This window comes from Parasphingorhabdus sp. (assembly GCF_965233695.1).
GTDB lineage: Bacteria > Pseudomonadota > Alphaproteobacteria > Sphingomonadales > Sphingomonadaceae > Parasphingorhabdus.
In genome coordinates, this window is record NZ_OZ247497.1 from 3,889,507 (window position 1) to 3,912,155 (window position 22,649).

The 22,649-nt window shown below is 54.3% G+C and carries 24 protein-coding genes; 7 read left to right on the top strand and 17 right to left on the bottom strand.

Translation table 11 applies throughout. The features are described from left to right. Positions 1 to 10 precede the first annotated feature (10 nt). The 5 genes from ACO6S1_RS18590 to ACO6S1_RS18610 all read right to left on the bottom strand — a co-directional run bounded on the left by ACO6S1_RS18590 (position 11) and on the right by ACO6S1_RS18610 (position 6,485). Complete coding sequence (locus tag ACO6S1_RS18590) at positions 11 to 793, bottom strand: SDR family oxidoreductase (protein WP_422344029.1); 783 nt, start codon at positions 791 to 793, stop codon at positions 11 to 13. Between the two features lie 159 nt (positions 794 to 952). Continuing rightward, positions 953 to 2,344 (bottom strand): cryptochrome/photolyase family protein, encoded by a 1,392-nt coding sequence (locus ACO6S1_RS18595; RefSeq protein WP_422344030.1) that lies wholly within the window; start codon positions 2,342 to 2,344, stop codon positions 953 to 955. After that, entirely contained in the window at positions 2,341 to 3,363 is a 1,023-nt protein-coding gene (locus tag ACO6S1_RS18600) for a metal-dependent hydrolase (RefSeq protein ID WP_422344031.1), read from the bottom strand. Before ACO6S1_RS18600 ends, ACO6S1_RS18595 begins: the two co-directional genes overlap by 4 nt. Positions 3,364 to 3,570: 207 nt before the next feature. Then, positions 3,571 to 4,599, bottom strand: coding sequence for a 2-oxoacid:ferredoxin oxidoreductase subunit beta (locus tag ACO6S1_RS18605; RefSeq protein WP_422344032.1), 1,029 nt, complete (start codon positions 4,597 to 4,599; stop codon positions 3,571 to 3,573). Beyond that, on the bottom strand, positions 4,596 to 6,485 hold the full coding sequence (locus tag ACO6S1_RS18610; protein WP_422344033.1) for a 2-oxoacid:acceptor oxidoreductase subunit alpha: 1,890 nt from the start codon (positions 6,483 to 6,485) through the stop codon (positions 4,596 to 4,598). The genes ACO6S1_RS18605 and ACO6S1_RS18610 overlap by 4 nt, the downstream gene beginning before the upstream one ends. 200 nt (positions 6,486 to 6,685) lie before the next feature. Between ACO6S1_RS18610 and ACO6S1_RS18615 the strand changes: the two genes are divergently transcribed. From ACO6S1_RS18615 to ACO6S1_RS18625, 3 genes are read left to right on the top strand one after another with little or no spacing between them, the layout of a single operon-like run. Then, complete coding sequence (locus tag ACO6S1_RS18615) at positions 6,686 to 7,630, top strand: alpha/beta hydrolase (RefSeq protein ID WP_422344034.1); 945 nt, start codon at positions 6,686 to 6,688, stop codon at positions 7,628 to 7,630. Continuing rightward, positions 7,627 to 8,115, top strand: coding sequence for an RNA pyrophosphohydrolase (locus tag ACO6S1_RS18620; protein ID WP_422344035.1), 489 nt, complete (start codon positions 7,627 to 7,629; stop codon positions 8,113 to 8,115). The genes ACO6S1_RS18615 and ACO6S1_RS18620 overlap by 4 nt, the downstream gene beginning before the upstream one ends. Before the next feature lie 31 nt (positions 8,116 to 8,146). Then, positions 8,147 to 9,097 (top strand): DUF481 domain-containing protein, encoded by a 951-nt coding sequence (locus ACO6S1_RS18625; RefSeq protein ID WP_422344036.1) that lies wholly within the window; start codon positions 8,147 to 8,149, stop codon positions 9,095 to 9,097. Positions 9,098 to 9,115: 18 nt separating this feature from the next. Here ACO6S1_RS18625 and ACO6S1_RS18630 read toward each other — a convergent pair whose 3' ends face one another. From ACO6S1_RS18630 to ACO6S1_RS18650, 5 genes are all read right to left on the bottom strand, one after another. Then, entirely contained in the window at positions 9,116 to 9,649 is a 534-nt protein-coding gene (locus ACO6S1_RS18630) for a tetratricopeptide repeat protein (protein WP_422344037.1), read from the bottom strand. Between the two features lie 84 nt (positions 9,650 to 9,733). Beyond that, complete coding sequence (locus ACO6S1_RS18635; RefSeq protein ID WP_422344038.1) at positions 9,734 to 10,912, bottom strand: RsmB/NOP family class I SAM-dependent RNA methyltransferase; 1,179 nt, start codon at positions 10,910 to 10,912, stop codon at positions 9,734 to 9,736. Further along, on the bottom strand, positions 10,909 to 11,118 hold the full coding sequence (locus ACO6S1_RS18640) for a hypothetical protein (protein ID WP_422344039.1): 210 nt from the start codon (positions 11,116 to 11,118) through the stop codon (positions 10,909 to 10,911). Before ACO6S1_RS18640 ends, ACO6S1_RS18635 begins: the two co-directional genes overlap by 4 nt. A gap of 12 nt (positions 11,119 to 11,130) precedes the next feature. Then, positions 11,131 to 12,597 carry an IMP dehydrogenase gene (gene guaB, locus ACO6S1_RS18645; protein WP_422344040.1) on the bottom strand — a complete coding sequence of 489 codons (1,467 nt, stop codon included), beginning with the start codon at positions 12,595 to 12,597 and terminating at the stop codon, positions 11,131 to 11,133. Positions 12,598 to 12,660: 63 nt separating this feature from the next. Then, complete coding sequence (locus tag ACO6S1_RS18650) at positions 12,661 to 14,175, bottom strand: M28 family peptidase (RefSeq protein ID WP_422344041.1); 1,515 nt, start codon at positions 14,173 to 14,175, stop codon at positions 12,661 to 12,663. A 104-nt stretch (positions 14,176 to 14,279) separates the two neighbouring features. Here ACO6S1_RS18650 and ACO6S1_RS18655 point away from each other — a divergent pair, with 104 nt between their 5' ends. Together ACO6S1_RS18655 and ACO6S1_RS18660 are read left to right on the top strand one after the other, a co-directional pair. Beyond that, positions 14,280 to 15,242 carry an SPFH domain-containing protein gene (locus ACO6S1_RS18655; protein ID WP_422344042.1) on the top strand — a complete coding sequence of 321 codons (963 nt, stop codon included), beginning with the start codon at positions 14,280 to 14,282 and terminating at the stop codon, positions 15,240 to 15,242. An 11-nt stretch (positions 15,243 to 15,253) separates the two neighbouring features. Beyond that, positions 15,254 to 15,721: an NfeD family protein gene (locus tag ACO6S1_RS18660; RefSeq protein ID WP_422344043.1), complete on the top strand. Its 468-nt coding sequence runs from the start codon at positions 15,254 to 15,256 to the stop codon at positions 15,719 to 15,721. A gap of 37 nt (positions 15,722 to 15,758) precedes the next feature. Here ACO6S1_RS18660 and ACO6S1_RS18665 read toward each other — a convergent pair whose 3' ends face one another. Together ACO6S1_RS18665 and ACO6S1_RS18670 are read right to left on the bottom strand one after the other, a co-directional pair. After that, positions 15,759 to 16,139, bottom strand: coding sequence for a hypothetical protein (locus ACO6S1_RS18665; RefSeq protein ID WP_422344044.1), 381 nt, complete (start codon positions 16,137 to 16,139; stop codon positions 15,759 to 15,761). A gap of 27 nt (positions 16,140 to 16,166) precedes the next feature. Further along, positions 16,167 to 16,742 (bottom strand): DUF937 domain-containing protein, encoded by a 576-nt coding sequence (locus ACO6S1_RS18670; RefSeq protein WP_422344045.1) that lies wholly within the window; start codon positions 16,740 to 16,742, stop codon positions 16,167 to 16,169. A gap of 236 nt (positions 16,743 to 16,978) precedes the next feature. On the opposite strand from ACO6S1_RS18670, the gene ACO6S1_RS18675 reads away from it, so the two are divergent. Then, positions 16,979 to 17,341 carry a DUF3597 domain-containing protein gene (locus ACO6S1_RS18675; protein ID WP_422344046.1) on the top strand — a complete coding sequence of 121 codons (363 nt, stop codon included), beginning with the start codon at positions 16,979 to 16,981 and terminating at the stop codon, positions 17,339 to 17,341. 51 nt (positions 17,342 to 17,392) lie between these two features. After that, positions 17,393 to 18,043 (top strand): uracil-DNA glycosylase, encoded by a 651-nt coding sequence (locus tag ACO6S1_RS18680; RefSeq protein ID WP_422344047.1) that lies wholly within the window; start codon positions 17,393 to 17,395, stop codon positions 18,041 to 18,043. On the opposite strand, the gene aguB is transcribed toward ACO6S1_RS18680, so the two are convergent. From aguB to ACO6S1_RS18705, 5 genes are all read right to left on the bottom strand, one after another. Next, positions 18,040 to 18,891, bottom strand: coding sequence for an N-carbamoylputrescine amidase (aguB, locus tag ACO6S1_RS18685; RefSeq protein WP_422344048.1), 852 nt, complete (start codon positions 18,889 to 18,891; stop codon positions 18,040 to 18,042). The genes ACO6S1_RS18680 and aguB overlap by 4 nt on opposite strands. A 7-nt stretch (positions 18,892 to 18,898) precedes the next feature. After that, positions 18,899 to 19,249: a DUF3147 family protein gene (locus ACO6S1_RS18690; RefSeq protein ID WP_422344049.1), complete on the bottom strand. Its 351-nt coding sequence runs from the start codon at positions 19,247 to 19,249 to the stop codon at positions 18,899 to 18,901. 14 nt (positions 19,250 to 19,263) lie between these two features. Then, positions 19,264 to 20,112 carry a class I SAM-dependent methyltransferase gene (locus tag ACO6S1_RS18695; protein WP_422344050.1) on the bottom strand — a complete coding sequence of 283 codons (849 nt, stop codon included), beginning with the start codon at positions 20,110 to 20,112 and terminating at the stop codon, positions 19,264 to 19,266. Positions 20,113 to 20,184: 72 nt separating this feature from the next. Beyond that, positions 20,185 to 21,045 (bottom strand): class I SAM-dependent methyltransferase, encoded by an 861-nt coding sequence (locus ACO6S1_RS18700; protein WP_422344051.1) that lies wholly within the window; start codon positions 21,043 to 21,045, stop codon positions 20,185 to 20,187. A gap of 75 nt (positions 21,046 to 21,120) precedes the next feature. After that, positions 21,121 to 22,641, bottom strand: a complete 1,521-nt coding sequence (locus ACO6S1_RS18705; RefSeq protein ID WP_422344052.1) for an FMN-binding glutamate synthase family protein — start codon at positions 22,639 to 22,641, stop codon at positions 21,121 to 21,123. Positions 22,642 to 22,649: the final 8 nt, after the last annotated feature.

A 22,649-nucleotide genomic window follows, 5' to 3' on the forward strand; every position in this document is an offset into this window, starting at 1 on the left:
GGTCATAAAATCAGGAGCCCGGCGCGGCGGCAGAACCGGCCAGTATGCCGCCATCGATGGTCATCTCTGTACCTGTGATATAGCCCGCCTCGTCCGATGCGAGCAGCACAGCAACCGCTGCCACCTCCTCAGCCTCGCCAAAGCGCTGCAATGGCGTGTCTTTGACCAATGCTGCCATTGTGGCCGCCCGCTGTTCTCCTTCGCCCAGCATCGGCTCCCACATTGGCGTCATGATGGCTGCCGGATGGATGGAATTGCAGCGAATGTTCCATCCCGATTGCGCGCAATAAAGGGCAACGGATTTGCTGTGGTTACGGATCGCCGCCTTGGAGGACGCATAGGCCGCGGCACCGGGAATGCCCACCATGCCGGACCGTGACGAGATATTTATGATGGAACCAGCGCCCTTTTCCTTCATCGCGCGGATGGCATAGCGGCACCCCATGAAGGTGCCGTCGAGATTGACCCGGTGTACCGCCCGCCAGTCTTCCAGCGACGCATTTTCGGGATCATGGGGCGCCACACCCGCTTCAAAACCGGTAATCCCGGCATTGTTGACGACGACGTCCGCCATGGGATGCAATTCGGTCAGATGGTCCCAGTCCGCTTCCTTTTCGACATCGAGGACAAGAGTGGGACTTCCCAATTCCTGTCCTGCCCGCGCCAATGTTTCGGCGTCCTTATCGGTCAGCAGTACCGTCGCTCCCTCGTCGATAAAGGCCTTGGCAATGGCTCTACCAATGCCGCGAGCAGCACCGGTGATGACGCAAAATTTTTCTGATAGTCTGTGCATAAAAGATCCTGAATATAGGTGTCAAAATATCCAGCCCAGCGGACTGAAGGGTTTCATTTTGATTTGCCCGGTGGCGACCTACTTATTCATCGACCTGATATCCTCTTTTGGAGTGATGGGAGGAATAGGCAAATGTTTCAGCCATTTCAATCCTCTCTCTCATTTTACTTGCGCATAGGCATCCAGTGCCCGCGCGCGCGCCTCTTTGTGCGCTATGATCTTTGAACGATAGCTTGGCGGTTTGGCGCCGCTTTCCTCGGGGTCGTGGATATAGGGATCGTCGACATCCGCCAGCTCCGGCACCCATTTGCGGATATAATCCCCTGCGTTGAATTTCTCGGACTGGGTCAGCGGCGCCATGATGCGGACAAACATATTGCTGTCGACGCCGGTTCCGGACACCCATTGCCAGTTGACGCTGTTCGACGCAAAATCGGCATCGACCAGAGTGTCCCAGAACCATTGCTCTCCCTCGCGCCAGTCGATCAGCAAATGCTTGATGAGAAAACTTGCGGCAATCATGCGGACGCGGTTGTGCATCCATCCTGTTGCCCATAGTTCGCGCATACCAGCATCGACAATCGGATAGCCGGTCTGACCGTGACACCAGGCGTCATAATCCTTGCCAACCTTGGGATCAGCCATATCACGCCATGGGAATGCCCGGAATTTTTCGCGATAGCTTTCCCCGCCATATTGCGGGAATTGCCAGATCACATTTTGGGCATAATCACGCCAGACAATTTCCTTCAGATAGGTTTCCACCTGCCTTCCGGGCCCGGACACCCTGTGCCAGACATAGGCCGGGCTGACCTCGCCAAAATGCAAATGTGGCGAGAGCCGCGACACCAGCTCTTCCGAGGGAAGGTTGCGACCCTCGTCATAGCGGGTCGCCTTGTCGATAAATGCATCGACATTCGCCCGCGCGCCATCCTCACCGGGGGTCCAGGCGTCTTCAAAACCGCTCGCCCAGTTGGGCTGTGTCGGCAGCAAATTCCAGTCGTCCAGATTATCGCTGGCTGGCCATGAATCCGGCGCGTTGATCGTGTGCGGTACGGGGCTTGGGTCTGCTGGCGGCATCCGTTCGCGCAGGGATTTCCAGAATGGTGTGTAGATTTTATAAGGATCACCACTACCGGTCGTAACGGTTCCAGGTGGCAACAGGTAATTGCCGTCATGCAATATCAGCTCGACGGACTCGCCCAGAGCCTCCCGCAGATGTTTTTCGGCGTTGATCCACCAGGGCTCATAATGATGCAGCGCGTGAATCGTCTTGGCCCCAGCTTTGTGTGCGATATCGGCCAGGATGTTCGCGGCATTGCCCCTGCGCAGGATCAGACGTGTCCCTTTGTCCCGCAAATGCTGATCGAGGGATTGCAAACTATGATGCAGCCACCAGCGTGACGCCCCGCCCATTTTGCGATGCTTGGGCGTTTCATCATCGAGGATATAGACCGGAATGACCGGGCCTTCCGCAGCAGCCGCAGCAACAGCGGCTTGATCGGACAGGCGCAAATCGCGGCGGAACCAGAGGATGGTGGGGTTGGTCATTTGCTACCGATACCTGTTTTGGGTTGCATGGTTTCCATATCTCCCGAGACCGTTGTCTGAACCGAAAAACGATCTTGCACCAAGGGATCACGGAAGCGCATATCCGAGATATTCAAGCTCACGGCAGACGGGTCATCAGCGTCAATGTCTTGCTGCAAGACGGGCATACGCGCCCAGACCATGAAGGCACGAGCATCGGCATCGGTCTTTTTTGCTTGTTCGATGATGTGTGGCGGCGTGTTGTTTTTTATCAATTCACCTTTCCAATAGAAAGGCTCCCGGTCAAATAAATCAAACTGTGTCTCGCCATATTCCTTGCCATTTGCTCCAGCCACCTGCCAGATCATATCGCGGCGCCAGAAGGTGAAAGGCATGGGATTGGCGACAACCTGTTCCGGTGCGTGTCCGGTGCGTTGCTCGACAGCCACGGCGGTGTCCGCCTCCGCCTTGCCGGTAATCAGCCCGTTGGCGAAGATATACGCACAAATCACGGTAAAGCTTGCCCAAGCCGGCCGCTGCCAGTCATCCCTGCCCTTTTTCTCGCGCCGCCGTGATATCCAGACGCCCGCGATCAGCGCCGCCCAGATCCAGATATCGATGATGAAGATGCTGTCGCCATAATACCATTGCGAGGAAAAGGGTTCGAGCAAGCGAATGCCATAGCTGTTGAGCCAATCCAGCGCGGGATGGCTGAGGCAACCGATATAGGCCAAGGCCAACAGCCAGCCCTTGTGAATCGGCAGTCGGTCCGCTGGCCTTTTGCCGCGCCTCGTTTGCCAGCGATCGAACCATAGCATGATGGCAGTGAGAATCAGCGGTAACACCACCATCGCAATCGGACCATGGGTAATGCCGCGGCGGATGGCGAGATGCTGGACGCCGCCGAGCAAGGTTGCTGCGGCATCGATATCGGGAATATTGGCCGCGATTATCAAAGTCACCATGCCCAGGCCGGTTTTCTTCTTTAATCCGAGCTGGCCGATAACGGCGCCGGCAAGGCTATGGGTCAGGTTATCCATGCGACCGAAAGCCGACTAAACCGAACCGGGAAATTATACACTCTATACGCAAAACGGGGGTCATCTTCGGTTGAACTGTTTCATATGAGCGACGAGATGTCCGTTCAGAATCGCCCCACCCCATAGCGTGACGAAAGGGCTGATACCCTGCCGGCATGCTGGCAAAGCAAATCCTACATTGCAAGCATCAAGTAGCGGAAAAGGCCGCTACAGTTCCGGCCCGTCCTCGGTCACGGTCCAGGTCTGTCCTTTGTTCAGCAGCGCCTGCAGATCGGCCTTCTTGCCTTCGGCTGCCTGTTTGTTTTGCTCGACCACTGCCGCTTCAAAAGTGGGACGCGGGTCATCATAAAGAACACCGATAGCCATAGGAAATTCGCCGAAAGGCATTTCGATCAGCATATGTGCCACAGAGCGGTTGGTCACATCGTGCACAATGACATTCGCAGCCTGCCAGTCGCCATCAACCACATCGACCACTTTTAGTGACAAGGTTTCGCGGTCCAGCGCGATACCCTTCTCCCCTTTTTCAAACAGCATCGGCTCACCATCGGCAAGCAACAGCTGCGTCGACGCTGCGGTTTTCTTGGCCGCGAATTCCTCGAACACGTCTTTATTATAGACGATACAGTTCTGGAAAATCTCGATAAAGGCAGCGCCCTTGTGCGCATGGGCTGCTTTCAAAACATTGGTCAGATCCTTGCGCACATCAATACCGCGCGCAATGAACCGTGCGCCGGAGCCCAAGGCAAAAGCACAAGGGCTAGCGGGCCGATCGACCGAACCATAAGGTGTGGATGGCGTATTGGTGCCGACGCGTGATGTCGGCGAATATTGTCCTTTGGTCAGACCGTAAATTTCATTGTTGAACAGCATGATCTGGCAATCCAGATTGCGGCGCAGCAAATGCATCGTGTGGTTCCCGCCGATGGACAGCGCGTCGCCGTCGCCGGTAATGATCCAGACATCGAGATCAGGATTGGCCAGCTTCGCACCGGTTGCCACCGCTGGCGCGCGACCATGGATCGTGTGAAAACCATAAGTTTCCATATAATAGGGAAAGCGAGAAGAGCAGCCGATCCCGCTGATAAACAACGTATCTTCCGGACGCACACCCAGTTCCGGCATGGTCCGCTGCACCGCTTTCAGGATCGCATAGTCACCGCAACCCGGGCACCAGCGTACCTCCTGATCGGTTTCCCAGTCTTTCAGCGTCGTGATTTTGGTCATCTCGTTCATGACAGATTCTCCTCAATCGCCGCTTCAATTTCGGCAATGGTAAAAGGCTGGCCCGATACTTTGTTGATCGGTTTTGCATCGACTAGAAATTGATCGCGCAATACGGTTTTCAATTGTCCGGTATTCATTTCCGGTACGATAATCCGATCATAGCTTTTCAGCAATTCACCCATATTTTTCGGCATCGGCCAGACGTTCCTGACATGGATATGGCTGACATCTTTTCCAGCCTCCAAAGCACGGCGCACGGCCTGATGGATTGGTCCAAAGGTTGACCCCCAACCAACAACGGCAAGTTTGCCGCCGGTCTTGCCGAGTGCAACATCCTGATCGGCTATGCTGTCGGCGACGCCCAATACCTTGTCGCGCCTGATTTCGGTCATCTGCTGGTGATTGGCCGCGCCATAATCGATATGGCCAGTATCAATCCCTTTTTCGATGCCGCCAATCCGGTGCATCAATTCCGGCGTGCCCGGTTTGATCCATGGCCGTGCAAGCTTCTCATCGCGGCTATAGGGTTTCAAACCACCTTCCGGCATTTTATCGAGATAAGTGACTGGAAATGGCTCCAGCGATGCAACATCGGGAATTTTCCAGGGCTCTGCCGCATTGGCAATGTAACCGTCGGTCAGCAGCATGACCGGCGTCATATATTGCACCGCGATCCGCACTGCTTCGATCGCGCACTCAAATGCATCACCGGGTGAGCGCGCCGCGATAACCGGCATCGGCGCATCACCGTTTCGGCCATAAATTGCCTGATAGAGATCCGATTGCTCGGTCTTGGTCGGTAAACCGGTCGAAGGCCCGCCGCGCTGTGAATTGACAATCACCAGGGGCAACTCGGTCATGATCGCCAGACCCATGGCTTCGCCTTTCAGCGCGATACCCGGGCCGGATGAGGACGTAATGCCCAATTTGCCAGCATAGCTTGCACCGATGGCGGCCGCGATCGCCGCAATCTCGTCCTCGGCCTGAAAAGTCGTGACGCCAAATTCTTTGAGGCGCGACAAGTGATGCAGGATCGCGGAGGCCGGCGTTATCGGATAACCGCCGAAGAACATCGGCAAGTCGGCCAACTGCGCACCAGCCACCAAACCGAGCGACAGGGCTTCTGCACCCGTTACCGTACGATATTGACCCGGTGCTGATGGCGCAGCACCAACTTTACGCGTGGTCAAATGGCCGCTGCCAAGACCATCACCGGAAAGTTCGGCCGTCTCACCATAAGCATGGCCGGCGTTCAAGGCAGCGATATTGGCATCCGCTACATCTGGCAATTTCGCGAATTTTGTTTTGAGCCAGTCAACAATCGGCTCCCGCTCGCGCTCGAACATCCAGAGCGCTAGACCCAGCGTCCACATATTCTTGCAGCGCAGTGCTTCTTTGTTGCCGAGTCCAAAAGGCTTCACTGCTTCGAGCGTCAGCGCAGATATATCCAGCTTGAGCAATTGCCACTTGGCCAACGAGCCATCTTCGAGCGGATTAGCCTCATATTTGGCTTTGTCGAGATTGCGTTTCCCGAATTCACCTTCGTCGGCAATGATCAAGCCACCTTCACGCAAGGCATCGACATTGGTCTTCAATGCAGCGGGATTCATCGCAATCAGCACATCAGGCTGGTCACCCGCCGTTTCAATCGCACGGCTGCCAAAATTAATCTGGAAAGCGGAAACACCGAAAAGCGTCCCTTGCGGTGCCCGGATTTCGGCCGGAAAATCGGGGAAAGTTGCCAGATCGCTACCCGCCAGCGCGGTCGACAATGTGAATTGCCCCCCGGTAAGCTGCATGCCATCGCCACTGTCACCAGCAAAGCGAACGACAACATTCTCCGCATTCGCTGGCTGGTTATTGTCTGAATCGTCCCGTTTAAGCGCCGTAGCCATATATAATTTCCGTACCCAAAACTCTTTAGAAGATGCGGTAAAGCACTTCTCCCCTCTGCTTCAAACCATAAAAACTACTAGGGATAAAGTTTTTGTTTGAAACGGGAGAAATAGATTACACCTTGCCTAGTGAACCTCGCCTGATCTACTCGCCACAAGTTGAGTAGCAAATCAATATGCAACAATACGGAGAATTGAGGATGACGACGGCTTTTGTGCGACCCGATACCCAGGCACTGCTGGCTATGCTGGAAACCGCTATGGAGGTGCCGATGGACCAGATGGAGCCCGCGGCAGCGCGCGAGGCCTATGTCGGCATGCGTTTTCTGGTCGATGCAGAACCCACGGAATTAGCAGTTATCAAAGACCTGACCTGTCCGGGGCCAGCAGGTGATATCAAGCTGCGCTATTATGACAAAAGGGAAAGCCGTGAAGCGGGTCCGGCGATCATTTTCTACCATGGCGGTGGTTTTGTGATCGGTGATCTGGAAAGCCACCATCCCTATTGTACGGAAATGGCGGCGCAGATGGATTTGCCGTTAATTGCCGTCGATTACCGGCTCGCCCCTGAAGCACCCTTCCCTGCGGCTCCCGATGATTGTGAAGCGGCCACCCGGTGGATTGCAGAAAATGCCAAGGCAGCGCTGGGCATCGAAATTGATAGTTTGATCCCCTGCGGCGACAGCGCGGGCGGTAATCTGGCGATTGTGGTTGCACAGGATCTGGCCAAAAACCCGGCTGCGGCTCCGGTTATCGCACAGGTACCGATCTATCCGGTCGTCGACAGCACCGCCTCAGGAGGGTCGATGGAAGAATTTGCCGAGGGTTTTCTGCTGACCAAGGACTCGATGGATTATTTCATGGGCTTCTATCAGGGAGTAGCAGGCGATCCGCGCTGCGATCCCATTCATGGCGATCTCGCTAGCAGTCCGCCAACTGTTCTTATTACCGGCGGTCTCGATCCTCTCAGGGATCAGGGTCGCGCCTATGCCGCCAAGCTGATCGAAGCCGGTGTGCCGGTGAACTTTAGCGAAGCGAAAGGCAATATTCACGGCCTCATCTGCTTGCGCAAAGGCATCCCTTCATCCCAAAAGGATGTCGATGGCCTGTGCAACGCCCTGAAAGCAACCCTGGCGGCGCTATGACCGATTACAGCGAATTGCCTTACCGCCCCTGTGCAGGGATCATGCTGGCGGACACCAACGGACGTATATTTGTTGGACAGCGTCTGGACGCCAAGACCAGCCGCTATCCCGATGCCTGGCAAATGCCCCAGGGCGGCATCGACAAGGGTGAAGACAGTGAAGCCGCCGCGATTCGCGAACTGGAAGAGGAAACCGGTATAACCGCTCAGTATGTCCAGATTATCGGGCGCAGCGCCAAAGAACATTTATATGATCTACCGGACGAGTTACTCGGTAAAATCTGGAAGGGAAAATATCGTGGCCAGCGCCAGACATGGTTCCTGATGCGGTTTACAGGCGAAGACGAGCATGTCAATATCGCCACAGATCATGCGGAATTCTCTGACTGGAAGTGGGCCGATCCCACGGAATTGCCCAATATGATAGTGCCGTTCAAAAGGGACCTCTATCGGGCAATATTGAAGGAATTCGAACCGCTAATCTGACGATGAGCCAGAATAGACACGGGATTATAATATGTTGCGTAAGATAGTTTGGTCAATTCCTTTGGCGACCTTCGGCCTTGCTGCGCCAGCCCAGGCGGCGCTTCCCGAACCGGTAAAAGCGATGATAAATGCAGCGATAGAATCGGGCAAAGATGACGAGGTAAAGTCTGTCATCAAGTTCGCCAAGGTAGCAAATCCCGACGATATCGCCGAAATTGATGCGATGCTGGCCGCATATACCGCAAAGAAAACACAGCTCGCGGCGGCCGAGAAACAGGCAAAAATGGAAGCACCATTTTTCGAAAACTGGACAGGAGAAGGTGAGCTTGGCGGCTTCCGCAACACCGGCAATTCCAGCAATGTTGGTTTAAGCGGCGGGATCAAACTCGTAAAAGATGCGGTCAAATGGCGGATGAAAGTTCGCGCGCGTGCCGATTATCAACGCAGCAATGGCGTGACCAGCAGAGAACAATATGCCGCTGCGCTGGAACCGGAATATAAAATCAATGACCGGCTCTTCCTCTATGGACTGGCCCAATATGACCGGGATGTGTTTCAGGGCTTTTCTTCCCGCTACACCGTGTCTGGCGGGATTGGTTATACGGTGATCAAGGAGAAGGACATTTTCCTCGACGTAAAGGCTGGCCCAGCCTGGCGGCTTACGGAATTTTCCGAAGGTGGGTCAGACAGCAGCCTTGCGGGCCTGATCGGGCTTGATCTGGGCTGGCAAATTGCAAAGAATCTGAAGCTGACCCAAGGCGCAGGCGCAACGCTGGCATCCGATGCGCAAAGCCTCACCAGCGCCAATGTGATATTTTCTTCCGGCACAAATACGCTGACGGCCACAACCGGGCTGGATGCGAAGATCAACGGAAAGCTGACCGCCCGTTTCTCTTATGCCATTGAACATGAGACAAACCCGCCCGACGGCAGCGAGAAAACCGATACGCTCAGTCGCGCGACACTTGTCTATGATTTTTAAGGTTTTGGCGCTTCCCGATTAGTTAGGCGCGACTTCTTCAGTCTTTTCGTCACCCACTTTTGGTTTTGGGGTAACCGCTTGCGCTGACATCACTGGCAGCTTCTGCGATGCGGTAATAGCTGACGACAATTGCGCCGTTTGCGGACAACGGGTTCGGCACAATGTTTCAATGCGCGATAGATTGATCTTCGCTTTTTCAACCGCTCCGCGTTGTACCAGAGCTTCGCCCTGCCCCGCCAGTGCATCGAGATTATTGGGATCGAGGATTAATGCCTCACGATAGAAACGAATCGCTTTGCCAGGCAGTTTCTGCGCCCGTGCGATCTGCGCGAGAGCAATGAAGGCCGACCCATTGCGCGGATCCACTGCCAGAGCCGTCTCATAGAGGTCCGTTGCCAGTTCCAGATTACCTTGTTTCTGTGCTGCTTCGCCCCGTTCCATATAGGCAACCGAACGGGCCTTGATTTCTACATCAGCCGACTGGCCGAAACCGGCGCTCGAAACTGTGGCCAAAACCAGCGACATCGCAATAGCGGCGGGTGAAAAACGCATAATTAGCTCCAATAAAGACTCAGGCTTTTTAACAGACGCACCTGCATGCTCGGTGAACATGTTATTGCCGATCATGATTTGCTATCACATTTTTTCGAGGCAGGAAAAATAAAAGCCATCTGTTCCGTCTTGATACGGGGTGAGTAGAGTTCCTTTACGATATGGCCGTCCAATCGGCAAATCAACCTCTATATCCCGCCAATCCGGGTGGTTTTTCAGGAAAAGTGCAGCTTGATCGCCGCCTTCTGCGTCTAACAAGGAACAGACAGCATAGACCAATCGCCCACCCGGCGCGACCATCTTGCTCGCCAGTTCCAGCAATCTCGCCTGCAATTTTGTCGTTTGATCAAGCCTTTTTGGCGTCATGCGCCAGCGCAATTCCGGGTTGCGCCGCCATGTGCCAGTGCCCGTACACGGGGCATCAACCAGCACCAGATCGCATCGCCCTAGCAAGGCCCCAAGCGCTTCTTCTTCTTTGTTGGGTGACAATAACAAGGTTTCAATATTATTGGCGCCCGACCGGCGCAAGCGCGGTTCTATGCGGCTCAGACGGCCGCGATCCGTATCAGCGGCAATGATCTGGGCTTCGTCCGGCAATTGGGCTGCCAGCCCCAAGGTTTTGCCCCCCGCCCCGGCGCACATATCCAAAATCCGCTCAGGCTCCCTCGCCAGACAAGAGGTGATTATCGCCTGACTGCCCAAATCCTGAATCTCGATCTGGCCGCTATTGTAGGCCCTGCTGTTTTCGACACTTGTTCCAGTCAGCAGCCGATAGGCATTGGGCAAAGGCAGTGTTTCGATTTCCGGCCATGCTGAAATAATTGTGCTGGCGTCGCCCTTTTTGGGATTCAACCGGATATCCAGCGGCGCGCGGTTAAATAATGCTTTTTGTTCTTCTGCATCAATCGGCCCTGCGAACCTGTCCAAGAGCCAGCCAGGAATATCTTCACCGGCAGCCTTCTCTTCGCCTTCTTTCAGCCGTGCAGGTCCGTAAGCCGAACCATCGAATAAATCCTGCAATTCCGGCTGTTCTTCGGCCAAACCAGCCATTGCGGCACGCCCGTGCTCCGGCCGGTCACCAAAGCGCCGGATGGCCGCATAAACAAGCTCCCGCACCGCCCGGCGATCTTTTGAGCCGGCATAGCGGCGCGCCTTGAAGAATTTTTTTGCGATATTGTCGGCCGATGCCCCATTATCCCGCGCTGCGACAATGATTTCGTCAAGCAACTCAATGGCCGCTTGCAGGCGCGCTGACGGGGTCATTCGGCGATGCGGCTATCTTTATTCAAACAGTGGAATTGCGTTTGGACATCAGCACCATGTCTCTCGATTGCCTCTTCAATGGCGGTAGCTGCATATTCCTGACATTCGGCCACCGTCTCGAAGGCCTCGCTTGTCCACAAAGGATTTCCCTGATCCTGCCCGTCGGGCCAAATCAGCAACAGCAAAAATATTTTCAGTTCGACCATCAACCAGCCTTTTTAGCGCGTAGGATAATTGGGTGCTTCGCGCGTGATCGCAACATCATGCACATGACTTTCCTGCAAACCCGCATTGGTAATGCGCACAAATTCCGCATTTTCCCGTAGTTGCTGCAATGTTTGAGAACCAGTGTAGCCCATGGCCGCTTTCACGCCGCCAACCAGTTGATGTATAACGTCGCCTGCTGGTCCCTTAAAGGGCACCTGCCCCTCAATACCTTCAGGCACCAGTTTCATCTGATCCTTGATATCCTGCTGGAAATAGCGATCGGCCGATCCCCGCGCCATTGCGCCAACAGAACCCATGCCGCGATAGCTTTTATAGGCACGACCCTGATAGAGAAATGTCTCGCCCGGTGCTTCCTCGGTTCCGGCCAGCAGCGATCCAACCATGACTGATGAGGCACCGGCGGCCAATGCCTTGGCGACATCGCCAGATGTCCTGAGGCCGCCATCTGCCACAATGGGTATCCCCGATTTGGCCGCTTCCTCGGCGCAATCCATGATCGCTGTCAACTGCGGCACGCCAACGCCAGCAACCACGCGGGTCGTACAAATCGAACCGGGGCCAATGCCGACCTTGATTCCATCGGCGCCAGCATCAATCAGCGCGCGTGTAGCAGCCGCCGTAGCGACGTTTCCGGCAATAATCTGTGTATGGTTGGAGCGTTTCTTGACCTCTTCCACGGCCTTGGAGACCATTTTGCTATGGCCGTGCGCCGTGTCGATAACAACCAGATCGCATTCGGCATCGATCAAGGCCTCGGTCCGTTCCAGCCCGGCATCACCGACCGTTGAGGCTGCGGCAACGCGCAATCGGCCGGTGCTGTCTTTGGTCGCGTTCGGATAGGTCACCGCTTTTTCTATATCCTTGACGGTGATCAGCCCGACACAATGATAGCGGTCATCAACCACCAGCAGCTTTTCAATGCGCCTCTGATGGAGCATCCGGCGGGCTTCTTCCTGACTGACGCCTACCGGAACCGTGACCAGATTATCTTTGGTCATCAGTTCGGACACGGGTTGCCGCGGATTCTCAGCAAAACGGACATCTCGATTGGTCAAAATGCCGACCAGCTTGCCCCCTTCTTCAACCACCGGAATACCGGAAATCTTGTTCTGCGACATGGTCGCTTCCGCATCTGCCAATGTCGCATCCGGCGCAATGGTGATCGGATTGACGACCATGCCGGATTCAAATCGCTTCACCTGCCTTACTGCCGCAATTTGCTGCTTCAGCGTCAGGTTGCGGTGAAGCACACCAATGCCGCCCATCTGTGCCATGACAATTGCCATATCAGACTCGGTCACGGTATCCATTGCAGAAGATAGTACCGGAATATTCAGGCCGATTTCCTTGGTCAGCCAGGTCTGTGTATTGGCTTGGCTGGGCACAATATCCGACGCACCAGGCTGCAGCAGGACATCATCAAATGTTAGTCCGGTTCGGATTTCTCTGCTTCTCATGGAATGCCACTTTCTGATATGCTGGTTTTGATTCTGTGGCGGCCCATGTAATCAGTTCTGCAACTATTCGCCAGCACTATTCACTGCACTATTTTGGCCCGTTTTTATCGGATAAGATGCGACACTGCCGAAATAGCGGCCAAGCGCGACGTGAAAATTGGCATCATCGGCCGCGCCGCCAAGCAAGAGCTGTTCATCCAATTCATCGCTGGCATCATGATAACGGCTTTCCAGATAGCTGTTAAGGCGTTCCTCATCCGAAAAAGCGCTGGTGATCATAAAGGCGGGAATGCCCTTTTCCAGAAAGACATAGGCATCCTGGCGCTTGATAAAGGCGTTGGCTTTGTCGGTTTTGTCTATTTCCCGATCTTCCGCCGCGGCGATCTTTTCCAGGTCTTCATCCAGTTTTGTCTTGCCCCGTCCGACAACAGCCAGCAGCTTGCCATCTGGTGTCAAAGCGACCGTGTCGGCGTTGAACACAGCGACCAGATCCTCCAAAGGGAAACTCGGATCAGCGGCAAAGGCCTTGGCACCCAGCAATCCGCTCTCCTCCGCTGTCGTCGCAAGAAAATAGACATCGCGGTCCGGGCGTTCCTTCACCAGCCGTTCGGCGATCTCGATCAACAGCGAGATGCCACTCGCATTGTCAACCGCGCCGTTGCAAATGCGATCTACGGCAGGTTCCCTGCGACATTCGCCAAGATGGTCCCAATGACCCATAAACAGGACGGCACCGCTACGCGGCTTACGCCCGGGAATTTTGCCAATGACATTATGGGATTGATAGGACCTTACCCGGGTATCAACCGAAATATCCGCAAAAACGCCGGTTTCCAGCGGTCGAAAATCACTCGATGCGGCGTCTTTGGCCAATTGCTCATAGTCTATATCAGCTTTGCGCAGTATCTTCTCGGCCGCCTCTTTGCTGATCACGCCTTCTATATCGGCATGATATCCTTCCGCATCGAGATTGGTGTTAGCCCCGCGAAAACGTCTGGCGAGGCGGATGTAGCGTGCATCGCTGCCTGCAATAGTTAAGACCCCCGTTGCACCGGCGGAAAGGATTTTGGCCCTGCGTTCACGATAACTTGGAAAGTCCTTGACCCCCAACGGAGATCGCGTGAACATGAAAGCCATCTTGTCTGATACCGCTTCAGCCAATATGTCGTCGCTCTGATTGCCATATCCAACATGCACGACCGGAATATTTGTCAACTGGCCGGACGGCATGGCCGAGCGCAAGATTAATTGATCATCATCAATCCGTATGGACTTTGCACGCTTGCCGTTAAATTGCATAAAGCGCACGGTCTGGCTCAGAGGTGTGCGATCAACCAGCGCCACCGGTGCATACCAGGATGATGATCCGGTTGCCGGGACCAATCCTGCCTGCTGCCACTGCGTCGCGATATACTTGAGAGTCTTGTTCTCCCCCTCGGTACCGGGTTTCCGGCCACCGAAATCATCACTCGCCAATATTTCGATATGGGCACGCAAATCCGTTTCTGAAATATCCTCCGCATGGGCCGCTATGGAGAATGAAAACAGCAAGGCAGCAACGATGAGATAAAAACGCATAGGGATGTGGTAACCTCGTTCATGAGCGAAATATTCGCTTTTTCCTTGGCATTATACAGCAAATAATCAATGATAATCAGACATAAAGTTGGAGGTCTTCACAGATGGAATTCACAGCCGCATTTTTCTTCTTCCTGTTGGTGATTATATATCTCGGCGCGAGTATCAAGATTGTTCGTCAGGGCTTCGAATATACGATCGAATATTTTGGCCGCTTCACCGCCATCGCAAAGCCGGGCTTCAACTTCTATCCGGCTTTTTTCTATCGTGTCGGCCGCAAGGTCAATATGATGGAGCAAGTGCTCGACATACCGGGCCAAGAAATCATCACCAAAGACAATGCGATGATCTCCACCGACGGCGTCGTCTTCTTTCAGGTATTGGAAGCCGCCAAAGCTGCCTATGAGGTGAACGACCTCTACAACGCGATCCTCAATCTGGTGACCACCAACCTACGGACCGTGATGGGTTCGATGGATCTGGATGAAACGCTATCCAAGCGCGACGAAATCAACGCGCGCCTCCTCACCGTAATTGATGATGCAACGACTCCTTGGGGAATCAAGATCACCCGCGTCGAGATCAAGGATATCCGGCCGCCACAGGATATTGTGAACGCCATGGCCCGGCAGATGAAAGCGGAGCGCGAAAAACGCGCCAATATTCTGGATGCCGAGGGTGCTCGCGCTTCCGAAATTTTGCGTTCGGAGGGTGAGAAGCAAGGACAAATCTTGCAGGCAGAAGGGCGCAAGGAGGCCGCTTTTCGAGATGCGGAGGCGCGTGAGCGTGAAGCAGAAGCGGAAGCAAAGGCCACAAAAATGGTGTCCGAGGCGATCGCAAACGGGAATGCTCAGGCGATCAACTATTTCGTCGCGCAGGACTATGTCAAAGCGGTTGAGAAATTCGCCACTTCACCCAATGCCAAAACAATCCTGTTCCCTGTTGAAGCGACACAGCTTATCGGCACCCTGGGCGGCATAGGCGAACTGGCCAAAGAAGCACTCGGCGAAAATGGCGGCGCGATTACTCCGCCGCCGCCCCGCCGAAAAGGTCCCTTTGAGCAGTAAGGCGAGCAAATATGGATATCATTGAACAGATAATGTCACTGGAATCGCATTATCACTGGCTGATAATCGCCCTCTTATTGGGCATTGGCGAGATCTTGGTGCCCGGCGTGTTTCTTATCTGGCTGGCCGCTGCTGCCGCAGTGACCGGCTTTGTTGCGATGTTCATCGACATCACCGTCGCCGGTCAATTCACCCTGTTCGGCTTACTCTCGCTGGCATCGGTTTTCTTTGGCCGCCGCTGGTATCTGACCAATCAGGTTGAAAGCGAAGACCCGTTGCTCAATGACCGGTCCGCACGGCTTGTCGGCCAAACGGTTACGGTTGTCGAGGCGATCAGTGCGACCAGCGGCCGCGCAAAAGTTGCCGATGGCGAATGGCCGGCAAAGGGACCGGATATGAAAAAGGGAACCACCGCCCGGGTTACGGCTGTGGAAGGCGGTGTCCTCCAACTCGAAGCGCTGGAGGACCAGAACCGCTAACTTGTCCCGTTAAGGTTTTGTCTCGTTAAGCTGTAGTCTATTTCTTAAAGAATCCCTTGGCCATGTCGGTAATATCGTTCAACGGATTGCCGTCACCGTCACGGTCCAGAAAACCGCCGACTTTGCCAAGGATGCCGTTCTCGCCGCCAAGCTTGTCCATCAGGCCGCCTTCGCCGTCCAGACCGGCTTTTTCAGCCATCGCGGGCATCAGTCCTTTGAGCTTTTCTGCATCTACGCCAGCTTCTGCTGCCGCCTCCTTGATTGCGGTTGCCTTGTCGACGCTGCTATCCTGCAACTTCGTAAAAAGCGCCTCGCCGCCTGATTTCAGCTCATCGGCTGTCATTCCGACCTTTTCCGCCAAGCTGTCCAGATTTACATTGTCAGGCAACATGCCCAGTGCACGATCCAAAAGTCCCATCTCTCTTCTCCTGTGTTATTTTTGCGTTTAGCGGGTCAGCTTGCCAGCCATACCAATTATGTCATCTAGCGGATTGCCGTCTCCGTCCATATCCAGCAATGATGCCAATCCGCCAAGGCCTCCAGACGATGCGCTGGAGCCGCCGCCGAGCAGGCCGCCAATCAGGCCGCCCAATCCGCCGCCATTGCCACTATCGCCACTACCCTGCTTGGCCATATAACCGGCAACCATCATCGCAACGATGGGAAGCATTTTCTTCAGCAAGTCCCCGCTGATACCGGTTTGTTGCTCTGCTCCAGCGGCAACTGTGCGGCTGACTTCTTTTGATCCGAAAATCTGGCCGAGGATTTCGTTCCCTTGGTTCACCGGTGTAGGTTGAGGAGCAAGCACGCTGTCGAGCAGCCCGCCGCCGCCCAGTTGGCCGAGCAACCCGCCCAAGCCTTCAAGACCGCCAGGTTGAGCCTGGGTTGTCTTTTTGAAACCACCTAAAATTGACGGAAGCAAAGCCGCTGCGCCGGCCTGGGCAACGCTTTCGTTTATACCCAATTCGCGAGCCATTGTCTCGATTCCGCCGGACTGTTGCAACATATCCAATATACTCATCACCCGTCTCCTTTTGGCTCCACAAGCCTTTTGATTGATTCTCTTCTTAACCCCGGTCTAGCATAATTTTTCTCTCAAAACGCCCATTCGGAAAGGTTTACCAGTGTTTACACTCATGGAAAGCGCAGAAAGTCCAAAAAACAGTATCTGGCATTTGACTCCGCAACGCGAAGCACCGAAGAAAGAAACCAAGGGCAAAGCAAAATGCCTAAAAAGCAAATAAAGAGGAGCAAAACATGAGCATATTTGGAAAAATTAAGAGCGCCATTTTTGGCGGCGAAGCAAAAGCGGCCGAACCTGCAGCGGCCCCCGCAGCAGAATCAGCGCCAGCGGCGCGCGCAGCCATAACCGAAGTCGACGTTACCGCACGGTTGGACAATATCCCCGGATCAGACAAGCTGAACTGGCGCACATCAATTGTCGATCTGATGAAACTCGTACAGATTGATGCGAGCTACGAGAACCGCAAAGCACTGGCACAGGAACTGGGCAACGCCAGCTATAGCGGATCCGCAGAAGACAATATCGCTCTGCACAAGCGCGTCATGTCGGAAATCGCAGCCAATGGCGGCATCGTTCCGGCAGAATTGAAAGACTGATCTTTCAGTCCTTTACTGGACGTAATGTCCAAATGATTTTAGGCGGGGGCTATGAGCGATCACAGTCCCCTTCCTTTTGCCGAAGCACCGAAAAACTGCCGTCGCTGTCCACGCCTGGTTACCTTGCGCAAATCGCTTCGTAAACAGCATGATGACTGGTGGAACGCACCGGTCCCCGCCTTTGGCGATCCCGATGCGTGGCTTGCCATTATCGGCCTAGCGCCTGGTAAGGAAGGCGCAAACCGCACCGGTCGACCATTTACCGGCGATGCATCCGGTGATTTGCTTTTTGCGACACTGGACAAGGTGGGGTTGTCGAATGGCATTTTTCAATCCCGCACCGATGATGGTGTGACCCTTAGCGGTGCGGTTATCCTCAACGCCGTCAAATGCCTGCCCCCAGAGAACAAACCCAATGGCGCAGAGATCAACAATTGCCGTCCCTACATGACCAAGGCTTTGGATGGCTTGCCCAATCTGAAGGTCATGCTGGCCCTAGGCAAAATCGCTCATGACAGCGTTATCCGAATGACAGGTGGCAGACTGGCTGACCATAAATTCACGCATGGGGCGGAGCATCACTTACCCGATGACCGCATACTGATAGATAGCTATCATTGTAGTAGATATAATGTGAACACGGGGCGACTGACGGCGGAGATGTTTGAAGCGGCTTTTGAACGGGCTATGGCTCTTCGCTAGCGATCCTCAACCAACCGACCGTAAAGCTCCGGCCGGCGATCGCGGAAAAAGCCCATGCCTGCTCGGTGCTTGCGCGCCTGCTCCAGATCAAATGTCGCCACCAATACGCCACTTTCTTCCGCGCCATATTCCAGCACCAAATCACCCCATTCATTGGCAATGAAGCTATGGCCATAGAAGCTCTGCCCTTCTTCTTCGCCAATACGATTGCTCGCAATAACGGGCATACAATTGCTCACCGCATGGCCCTGCATGGCGCGCCTCCACATCCGGCTGGTATCTAGGTCGGCATCATAGGGCTCTGATCCGATAGCAGTCGGATAGAACAGGATTTCCGCACCCATCAGCGCCATTGCCCGCGCTGTTTCGGGATACCATTGGTCCCAGCATATCCCGACACCGATCGTCGTTCCACAAACATCCCAAGTCTTAAAACCGCTATTGCCGGGGCGGAAATAGAATTTTTCTTCATAGCCCGGACCATCGGGAATATGGCTTTTGCGATAGACGCCCATGACTTCACCGTCCGGATCGATCATCGCGATGCTGTTATAATAATGCTGGCCATCCCGTTCGAAGAAACTGGCCGGGATCGCTACGCCCAAACTCTTTGCCAGTTTTTGCATGGCCTTAACCGGTGCGCTGTCTTGCGCTGGTTTGGCGAGCGCAAACAACGCTTCGTCTTCGGTCTTGCAGAAATAGGGACCAGCAAAAAGTTCCGGCGGCAATATGATCTGAGCGCCCTGCTCTGCTGCTTCAGCCACATGCGCGCTCACCGCTTCGATATTTTCCATTTCACTGCCGCTCAAGGACAGCTGCAAGGCGGCAACCGTAATATTCTGTGTCATGATGCGCTCATAGCTTTATGCCAAAACGGGCTGCAATCGGAATTGTCGCGATATACAGGATTATCGTGACCAATATACCGGCCGACAGCGAGGCCCAGAAATTTATGCCCTGCCGCAGCATGATTGGGATGACAAGAAACATGGGCAGGCTGGGAATGACATAGAAGAAAGTCGCCTGCACATGCCCGGCGAGCAGCTCCGTATCGCCGGTGTCCCGCCATAGCCAGATCACCGCCAATATAGAAATCAGCGGCAGCGACGCGATCAGTGCGCCCATGGCAGGATAGCGTCGGGCAATGATCGCAACGATTGCCACAATCACGCCCGAAACTATCGCCCGAACGGCGAACTCACCCATAGTTCAACATGACGTCATGGCAGCTTTTTGAACAGCAAAGTCATGCGGTCCGATTCACCGATCTCAGTATATTTGGCTTTGTCCGTTTCCCCTTCCGCGTAGCGTGGTGGGAGGGTCCAGACACCTTTGGGGTAATCCGCAGTGTCCTTGGGGTTCGCGTTGACTTCGGACTGCTTGACCAGTTCAAAGCCATGCGCTTCCATGAATTTCACCACGGTATCGGTGCGCAAATAGCCCTTATTACCATCTGCATAACTAAATGGTGTGCCGTCTTTTGCACGGTGCTGAATGATGCCAACCATGCCGCCGTCTTTCAGCATATTACGCATCACCTTGATTTCGCTGTCCGCCAGGTTCCAGCGCATCAGGTTGTGCATCATCCGCGGAATTATAACGTAATCTGCGGTACCATTGGCCTCTTCAGGAACCATGTCGGTAGTGTAGGCAGCAAATTTCGCGGCCGGCATACTGGTCCATTCGGCGACATCAGTGGGAAATTTGGTTGGGAAGCCGCGAATACGCTCTTTTGCCTCGTCCCCGAATGGCAAGGGATCCGGTGCAAAGGTCAGTCCGATATACTTGCCTTTCTCAGCAACATAAGGAGCCAATATCCGTGTATACCAACCGCCGCCAGGCACATATTCGACGACCGTGTGACTGGGCTCTATGCCAAAGAAATTGATCGTCTGGGTCGGATGGCGATACTTGTCCCGCGCTTTGTCTTCTGCCCGGCGCTCATGCATCATGATGGTCCGCAGATTGGTGTCGCTATGCGCCATTCCATCCTCTTCATGATGTTTTGCAGAAACGGGCGCCGAGGCAACCACTCCAACGGCGGTCAGCGCGCCAATCATCAATTTCATTTTCATCATCATTCCTTTCATTCGTCCTCGTCCGAATGTCAGTGACTAGCCTGATTTCTAATCCCTGCCAAACTAAGGTCGTTTTTTGAACAACAGGGTCATCCTGTCCGATTCACCGATCGCTTGATATCTGGCTCTGTCTTGATCCTTGTTGGTCAGCACAGGCGGCAGGGTCCAGACACCTTTTTCATAGTCTTTCGTATCCTTCGGATTGGCATTGATTTCAGACGAATCCACCAGCTCAAAACCATTTAATTCAAACAAGGCGATTACCGCGCTTTGCTTCAAATAGCCTTTTGTCCCTTTCGACATGGCATAGGTCGCATCTTCGTTGGCGCGATGCTGGACGATACCGATCATCCCGTCGTCAGCCAAAATTTCGCGCAGCGCCTGCAGTTCGGAATCCGATCGCGCGCCGTTGAGCATGCCATGCATGGAACGGAATATCAGGATGCGGTCAATCTTGCCTTTCATTTCGTCCGGCACTTCATCGCTTTCAAAAGCGGCTATTTGATCGGCCGGTACACCTGTCCATCCTGATGCTATATCAGGAAAACGCTCGGGCCAACTTTTTGAGCGCCCTTCCCGGGCACGGCTGGTAAAGTTGATGCTGTCGCTATTGCCATTGACTGCGATATATTTTCCATTGCCGCTGAGATAGGGCAACAATATCCGCGTGTACCAGCCTCCGCCCGGGCCATATTCGGCCACTATATGTGTCGGCTCGACCTGAAAAAATGCCAATGTCTCTGCTGGGTTACGATAGACGTCGCGGGCCTTGTCATCCTTGCGCCGGTCATGGTTGATGACCGCCGTCAAGTTAGCATCACTGTGCATCGCGCTATCTTTTGCATTATCTTTAGCCAGCACCGGCACTCCTGCCGTTGCCAATAATGCGGTTGCGACGCCAGCGAATAGAAGCTTCTTTGTCATTTATTCAGGCCTTTCAGTTGGGGAGTATCTCTCTGACAGAGCACATAAATCAGGTGCACGGTCATGCAAAGCAGTTTATCCAGAGATGCCTTCTATCACCTTGAATTTCTTCAAAACCTCCGGCCGCGGATAGATTTCATCCAGTGGCACAGACTTGCCGCTATCCTGTACGATCCGGACATGTTTGCGGCCCAGTTGACGGGGCTCATCAACGCCGCAGCTATGCGCAATCACTTCGACTTCATGGACGAGATTTTTGCAGTAATTAGCGACTTTCACTTTCTTGTCCGATGGATCCAGCCCCCGCTGGAGGCGCGGATTATGAGTCGTGATACCCGTCGGGCAGGTGTTCTTGTTGCATTTCAAGGATTGGATGCAACCCAGCGAGAACATGAAGCCGCGCGCGCTGTTGACAAAATCTGCGCCCGCACAAATGGCCCATGCGACATCAACCGGTGTGATCCGTTTGCCAGAAGCAATGATCCGGATACGCTCGCGCAGGTCATATTGGTGCAAAATATCGGACAGCATTGGCAGGCTTTCATCGAGCTGTAATCCGACATTGTCCATCAAGGGCATCGGTGCGGCGCCCGTTCCGCCATCACCGCCATCAAGCGTGAAGAAATCAGGCGCGCTTTCAATGCCGCGCCGATGGATTTCTTCGCAAAGCTCGACCAGCCAACCATAGGCGCCGACAACGGCCTTGATACCAGTCGGCTTGCCGGTGACGGTGCGGACATGGTCGATAAAATCCAGCATGTCGCTTACGCTGTTGATTTCGGGATGCCGATTGGGGGAAATCGAGGCTTCACCCTCCGGGATCCCTCGCACCTTCGCTATGACTTCGGTCACCTTTTCCGCTGGCAATATCCCGCCTTTGCCCGGTTTTGCGCCCTGCGACATTTTGATTTCGAACATCCGCACTTGCTCGTGATCCGCAATGGCGCGTAACTTGTCGTCATTCAGGCTGCCATCGTCATTACGGACACCATATTTGGCCGTGCCGATCTGAAAGACAATGTCGCACCCTCCTTCGAGGTGATAAGGCGACAAGCCGCCCTCCCCGGTGTTCATCCAGCATCCGGCCATCTTGGCCCCGTGAGACAGCGCCTGAACAGCGGGCACCGACAGAGCGCCAAAACTCATCGCGGAGATGTTGAACAGCGATTTGGCCTCATAAGGTTTTTCGCAATAAGGACCCAATGTGCAGCTTGCTGTTTCGGCGGCATCTTTTTCCAAAGTTGGAAACGGGCAATTGACAAAAATTGGCGTCCCCGCAGGATCGAGATTCTTGGTGGAACCAAAAGCGATGGTATTCCCTTTGCCTTTGGCCGCGCGACCGACCCATTCCCGTTCCGCCCGGTTGAACGGCATTTCCTCGCGGTCCATGGCAAAGAAATATTGCCGGAAAAATTCGCCCAGGCTGCTGAACAAATGGCGGAAGCGGCCAATGACCGGATAGTTGCGCCGCACGGCATCTTGTTTCTGCGTGACGTCGATGAAGAAAAGGACGATCACACCGGCCAGTCCGAGGCCCAGCAAGAATACCAGTAGATAAGTAAGCGTGCTCAAAACGCTCAAGATTCCGTCAGCCATCCAGCATC

Coding starts and splice junctions, on each gene's coding strand:
- ACO6S1_RS18590 (WP_422344029.1), bottom strand. CDS start 793: ATGCACAGACTATCAGAAAAATTTTGCGTCATCACCGGTGCTGCTCGC.
- ACO6S1_RS18595 (WP_422344030.1), bottom strand. CDS start 2,344: ATGACCAACCCCACCATCCTCTGGTTCCGCCGCGATTTGCGCCTGTCC.
- ACO6S1_RS18600 (WP_422344031.1), bottom strand. CDS start 3,363: ATGGATAACCTGACCCATAGCCTTGCCGGCGCCGTTATCGGCCAGCTC.
- ACO6S1_RS18605 (WP_422344032.1), bottom strand. CDS start 4,599: ATGAACGAGATGACCAAAATCACGACGCTGAAAGACTGGGAAACCGAT.
- ACO6S1_RS18610 (WP_422344033.1), bottom strand. CDS start 6,485: ATGGCTACGGCGCTTAAACGGGACGATTCAGACAATAACCAGCCAGCG.
- ACO6S1_RS18615 (WP_422344034.1), top strand. CDS start 6,686: ATGACGACGGCTTTTGTGCGACCCGATACCCAGGCACTGCTGGCTATG.
- ACO6S1_RS18620 (WP_422344035.1), top strand. CDS start 7,627: ATGACCGATTACAGCGAATTGCCTTACCGCCCCTGTGCAGGGATCATG.
- ACO6S1_RS18625 (WP_422344036.1), top strand. CDS start 8,147: ATGTTGCGTAAGATAGTTTGGTCAATTCCTTTGGCGACCTTCGGCCTT.
- ACO6S1_RS18630 (WP_422344037.1), bottom strand. CDS start 9,649: ATGCGTTTTTCACCCGCCGCTATTGCGATGTCGCTGGTTTTGGCCACA.
- ACO6S1_RS18635 (WP_422344038.1), bottom strand. CDS start 10,912: ATGACCCCGTCAGCGCGCCTGCAAGCGGCCATTGAGTTGCTTGACGAA.
- ACO6S1_RS18640 (WP_422344039.1), bottom strand. CDS start 11,118: ATGGTCGAACTGAAAATATTTTTGCTGTTGCTGATTTGGCCCGACGGG.
- guaB (WP_422344040.1), bottom strand. CDS start 12,597: ATGAGAAGCAGAGAAATCCGAACCGGACTAACATTTGATGATGTCCTG.
- ACO6S1_RS18650 (WP_422344041.1), bottom strand. CDS start 14,175: ATGCGTTTTTATCTCATCGTTGCTGCCTTGCTGTTTTCATTCTCCATA.
- ACO6S1_RS18655 (WP_422344042.1), top strand. CDS start 14,280: ATGGAATTCACAGCCGCATTTTTCTTCTTCCTGTTGGTGATTATATAT.
- ACO6S1_RS18660 (WP_422344043.1), top strand. CDS start 15,254: ATGGATATCATTGAACAGATAATGTCACTGGAATCGCATTATCACTGG.
- ACO6S1_RS18665 (WP_422344044.1), bottom strand. CDS start 16,139: ATGGGACTTTTGGATCGTGCACTGGGCATGTTGCCTGACAATGTAAAT.
- ACO6S1_RS18670 (WP_422344045.1), bottom strand. CDS start 16,742: ATGAGTATATTGGATATGTTGCAACAGTCCGGCGGAATCGAGACAATG.
- ACO6S1_RS18675 (WP_422344046.1), top strand. CDS start 16,979: ATGAGCATATTTGGAAAAATTAAGAGCGCCATTTTTGGCGGCGAAGCA.
- ACO6S1_RS18680 (WP_422344047.1), top strand. CDS start 17,393: ATGAGCGATCACAGTCCCCTTCCTTTTGCCGAAGCACCGAAAAACTGC.
- aguB (WP_422344048.1), bottom strand. CDS start 18,891: ATGACACAGAATATTACGGTTGCCGCCTTGCAGCTGTCCTTGAGCGGC.
- ACO6S1_RS18690 (WP_422344049.1), bottom strand. CDS start 19,249: ATGGGTGAGTTCGCCGTTCGGGCGATAGTTTCGGGCGTGATTGTGGCA.
- ACO6S1_RS18695 (WP_422344050.1), bottom strand. CDS start 20,112: ATGAAATTGATGATTGGCGCGCTGACCGCCGTTGGAGTGGTTGCCTCG.
- ACO6S1_RS18700 (WP_422344051.1), bottom strand. CDS start 21,045: ATGACAAAGAAGCTTCTATTCGCTGGCGTCGCAACCGCATTATTGGCA.
- ACO6S1_RS18705 (WP_422344052.1), bottom strand. CDS start 22,641: ATGGCTGACGGAATCTTGAGCGTTTTGAGCACGCTTACTTATCTACTG.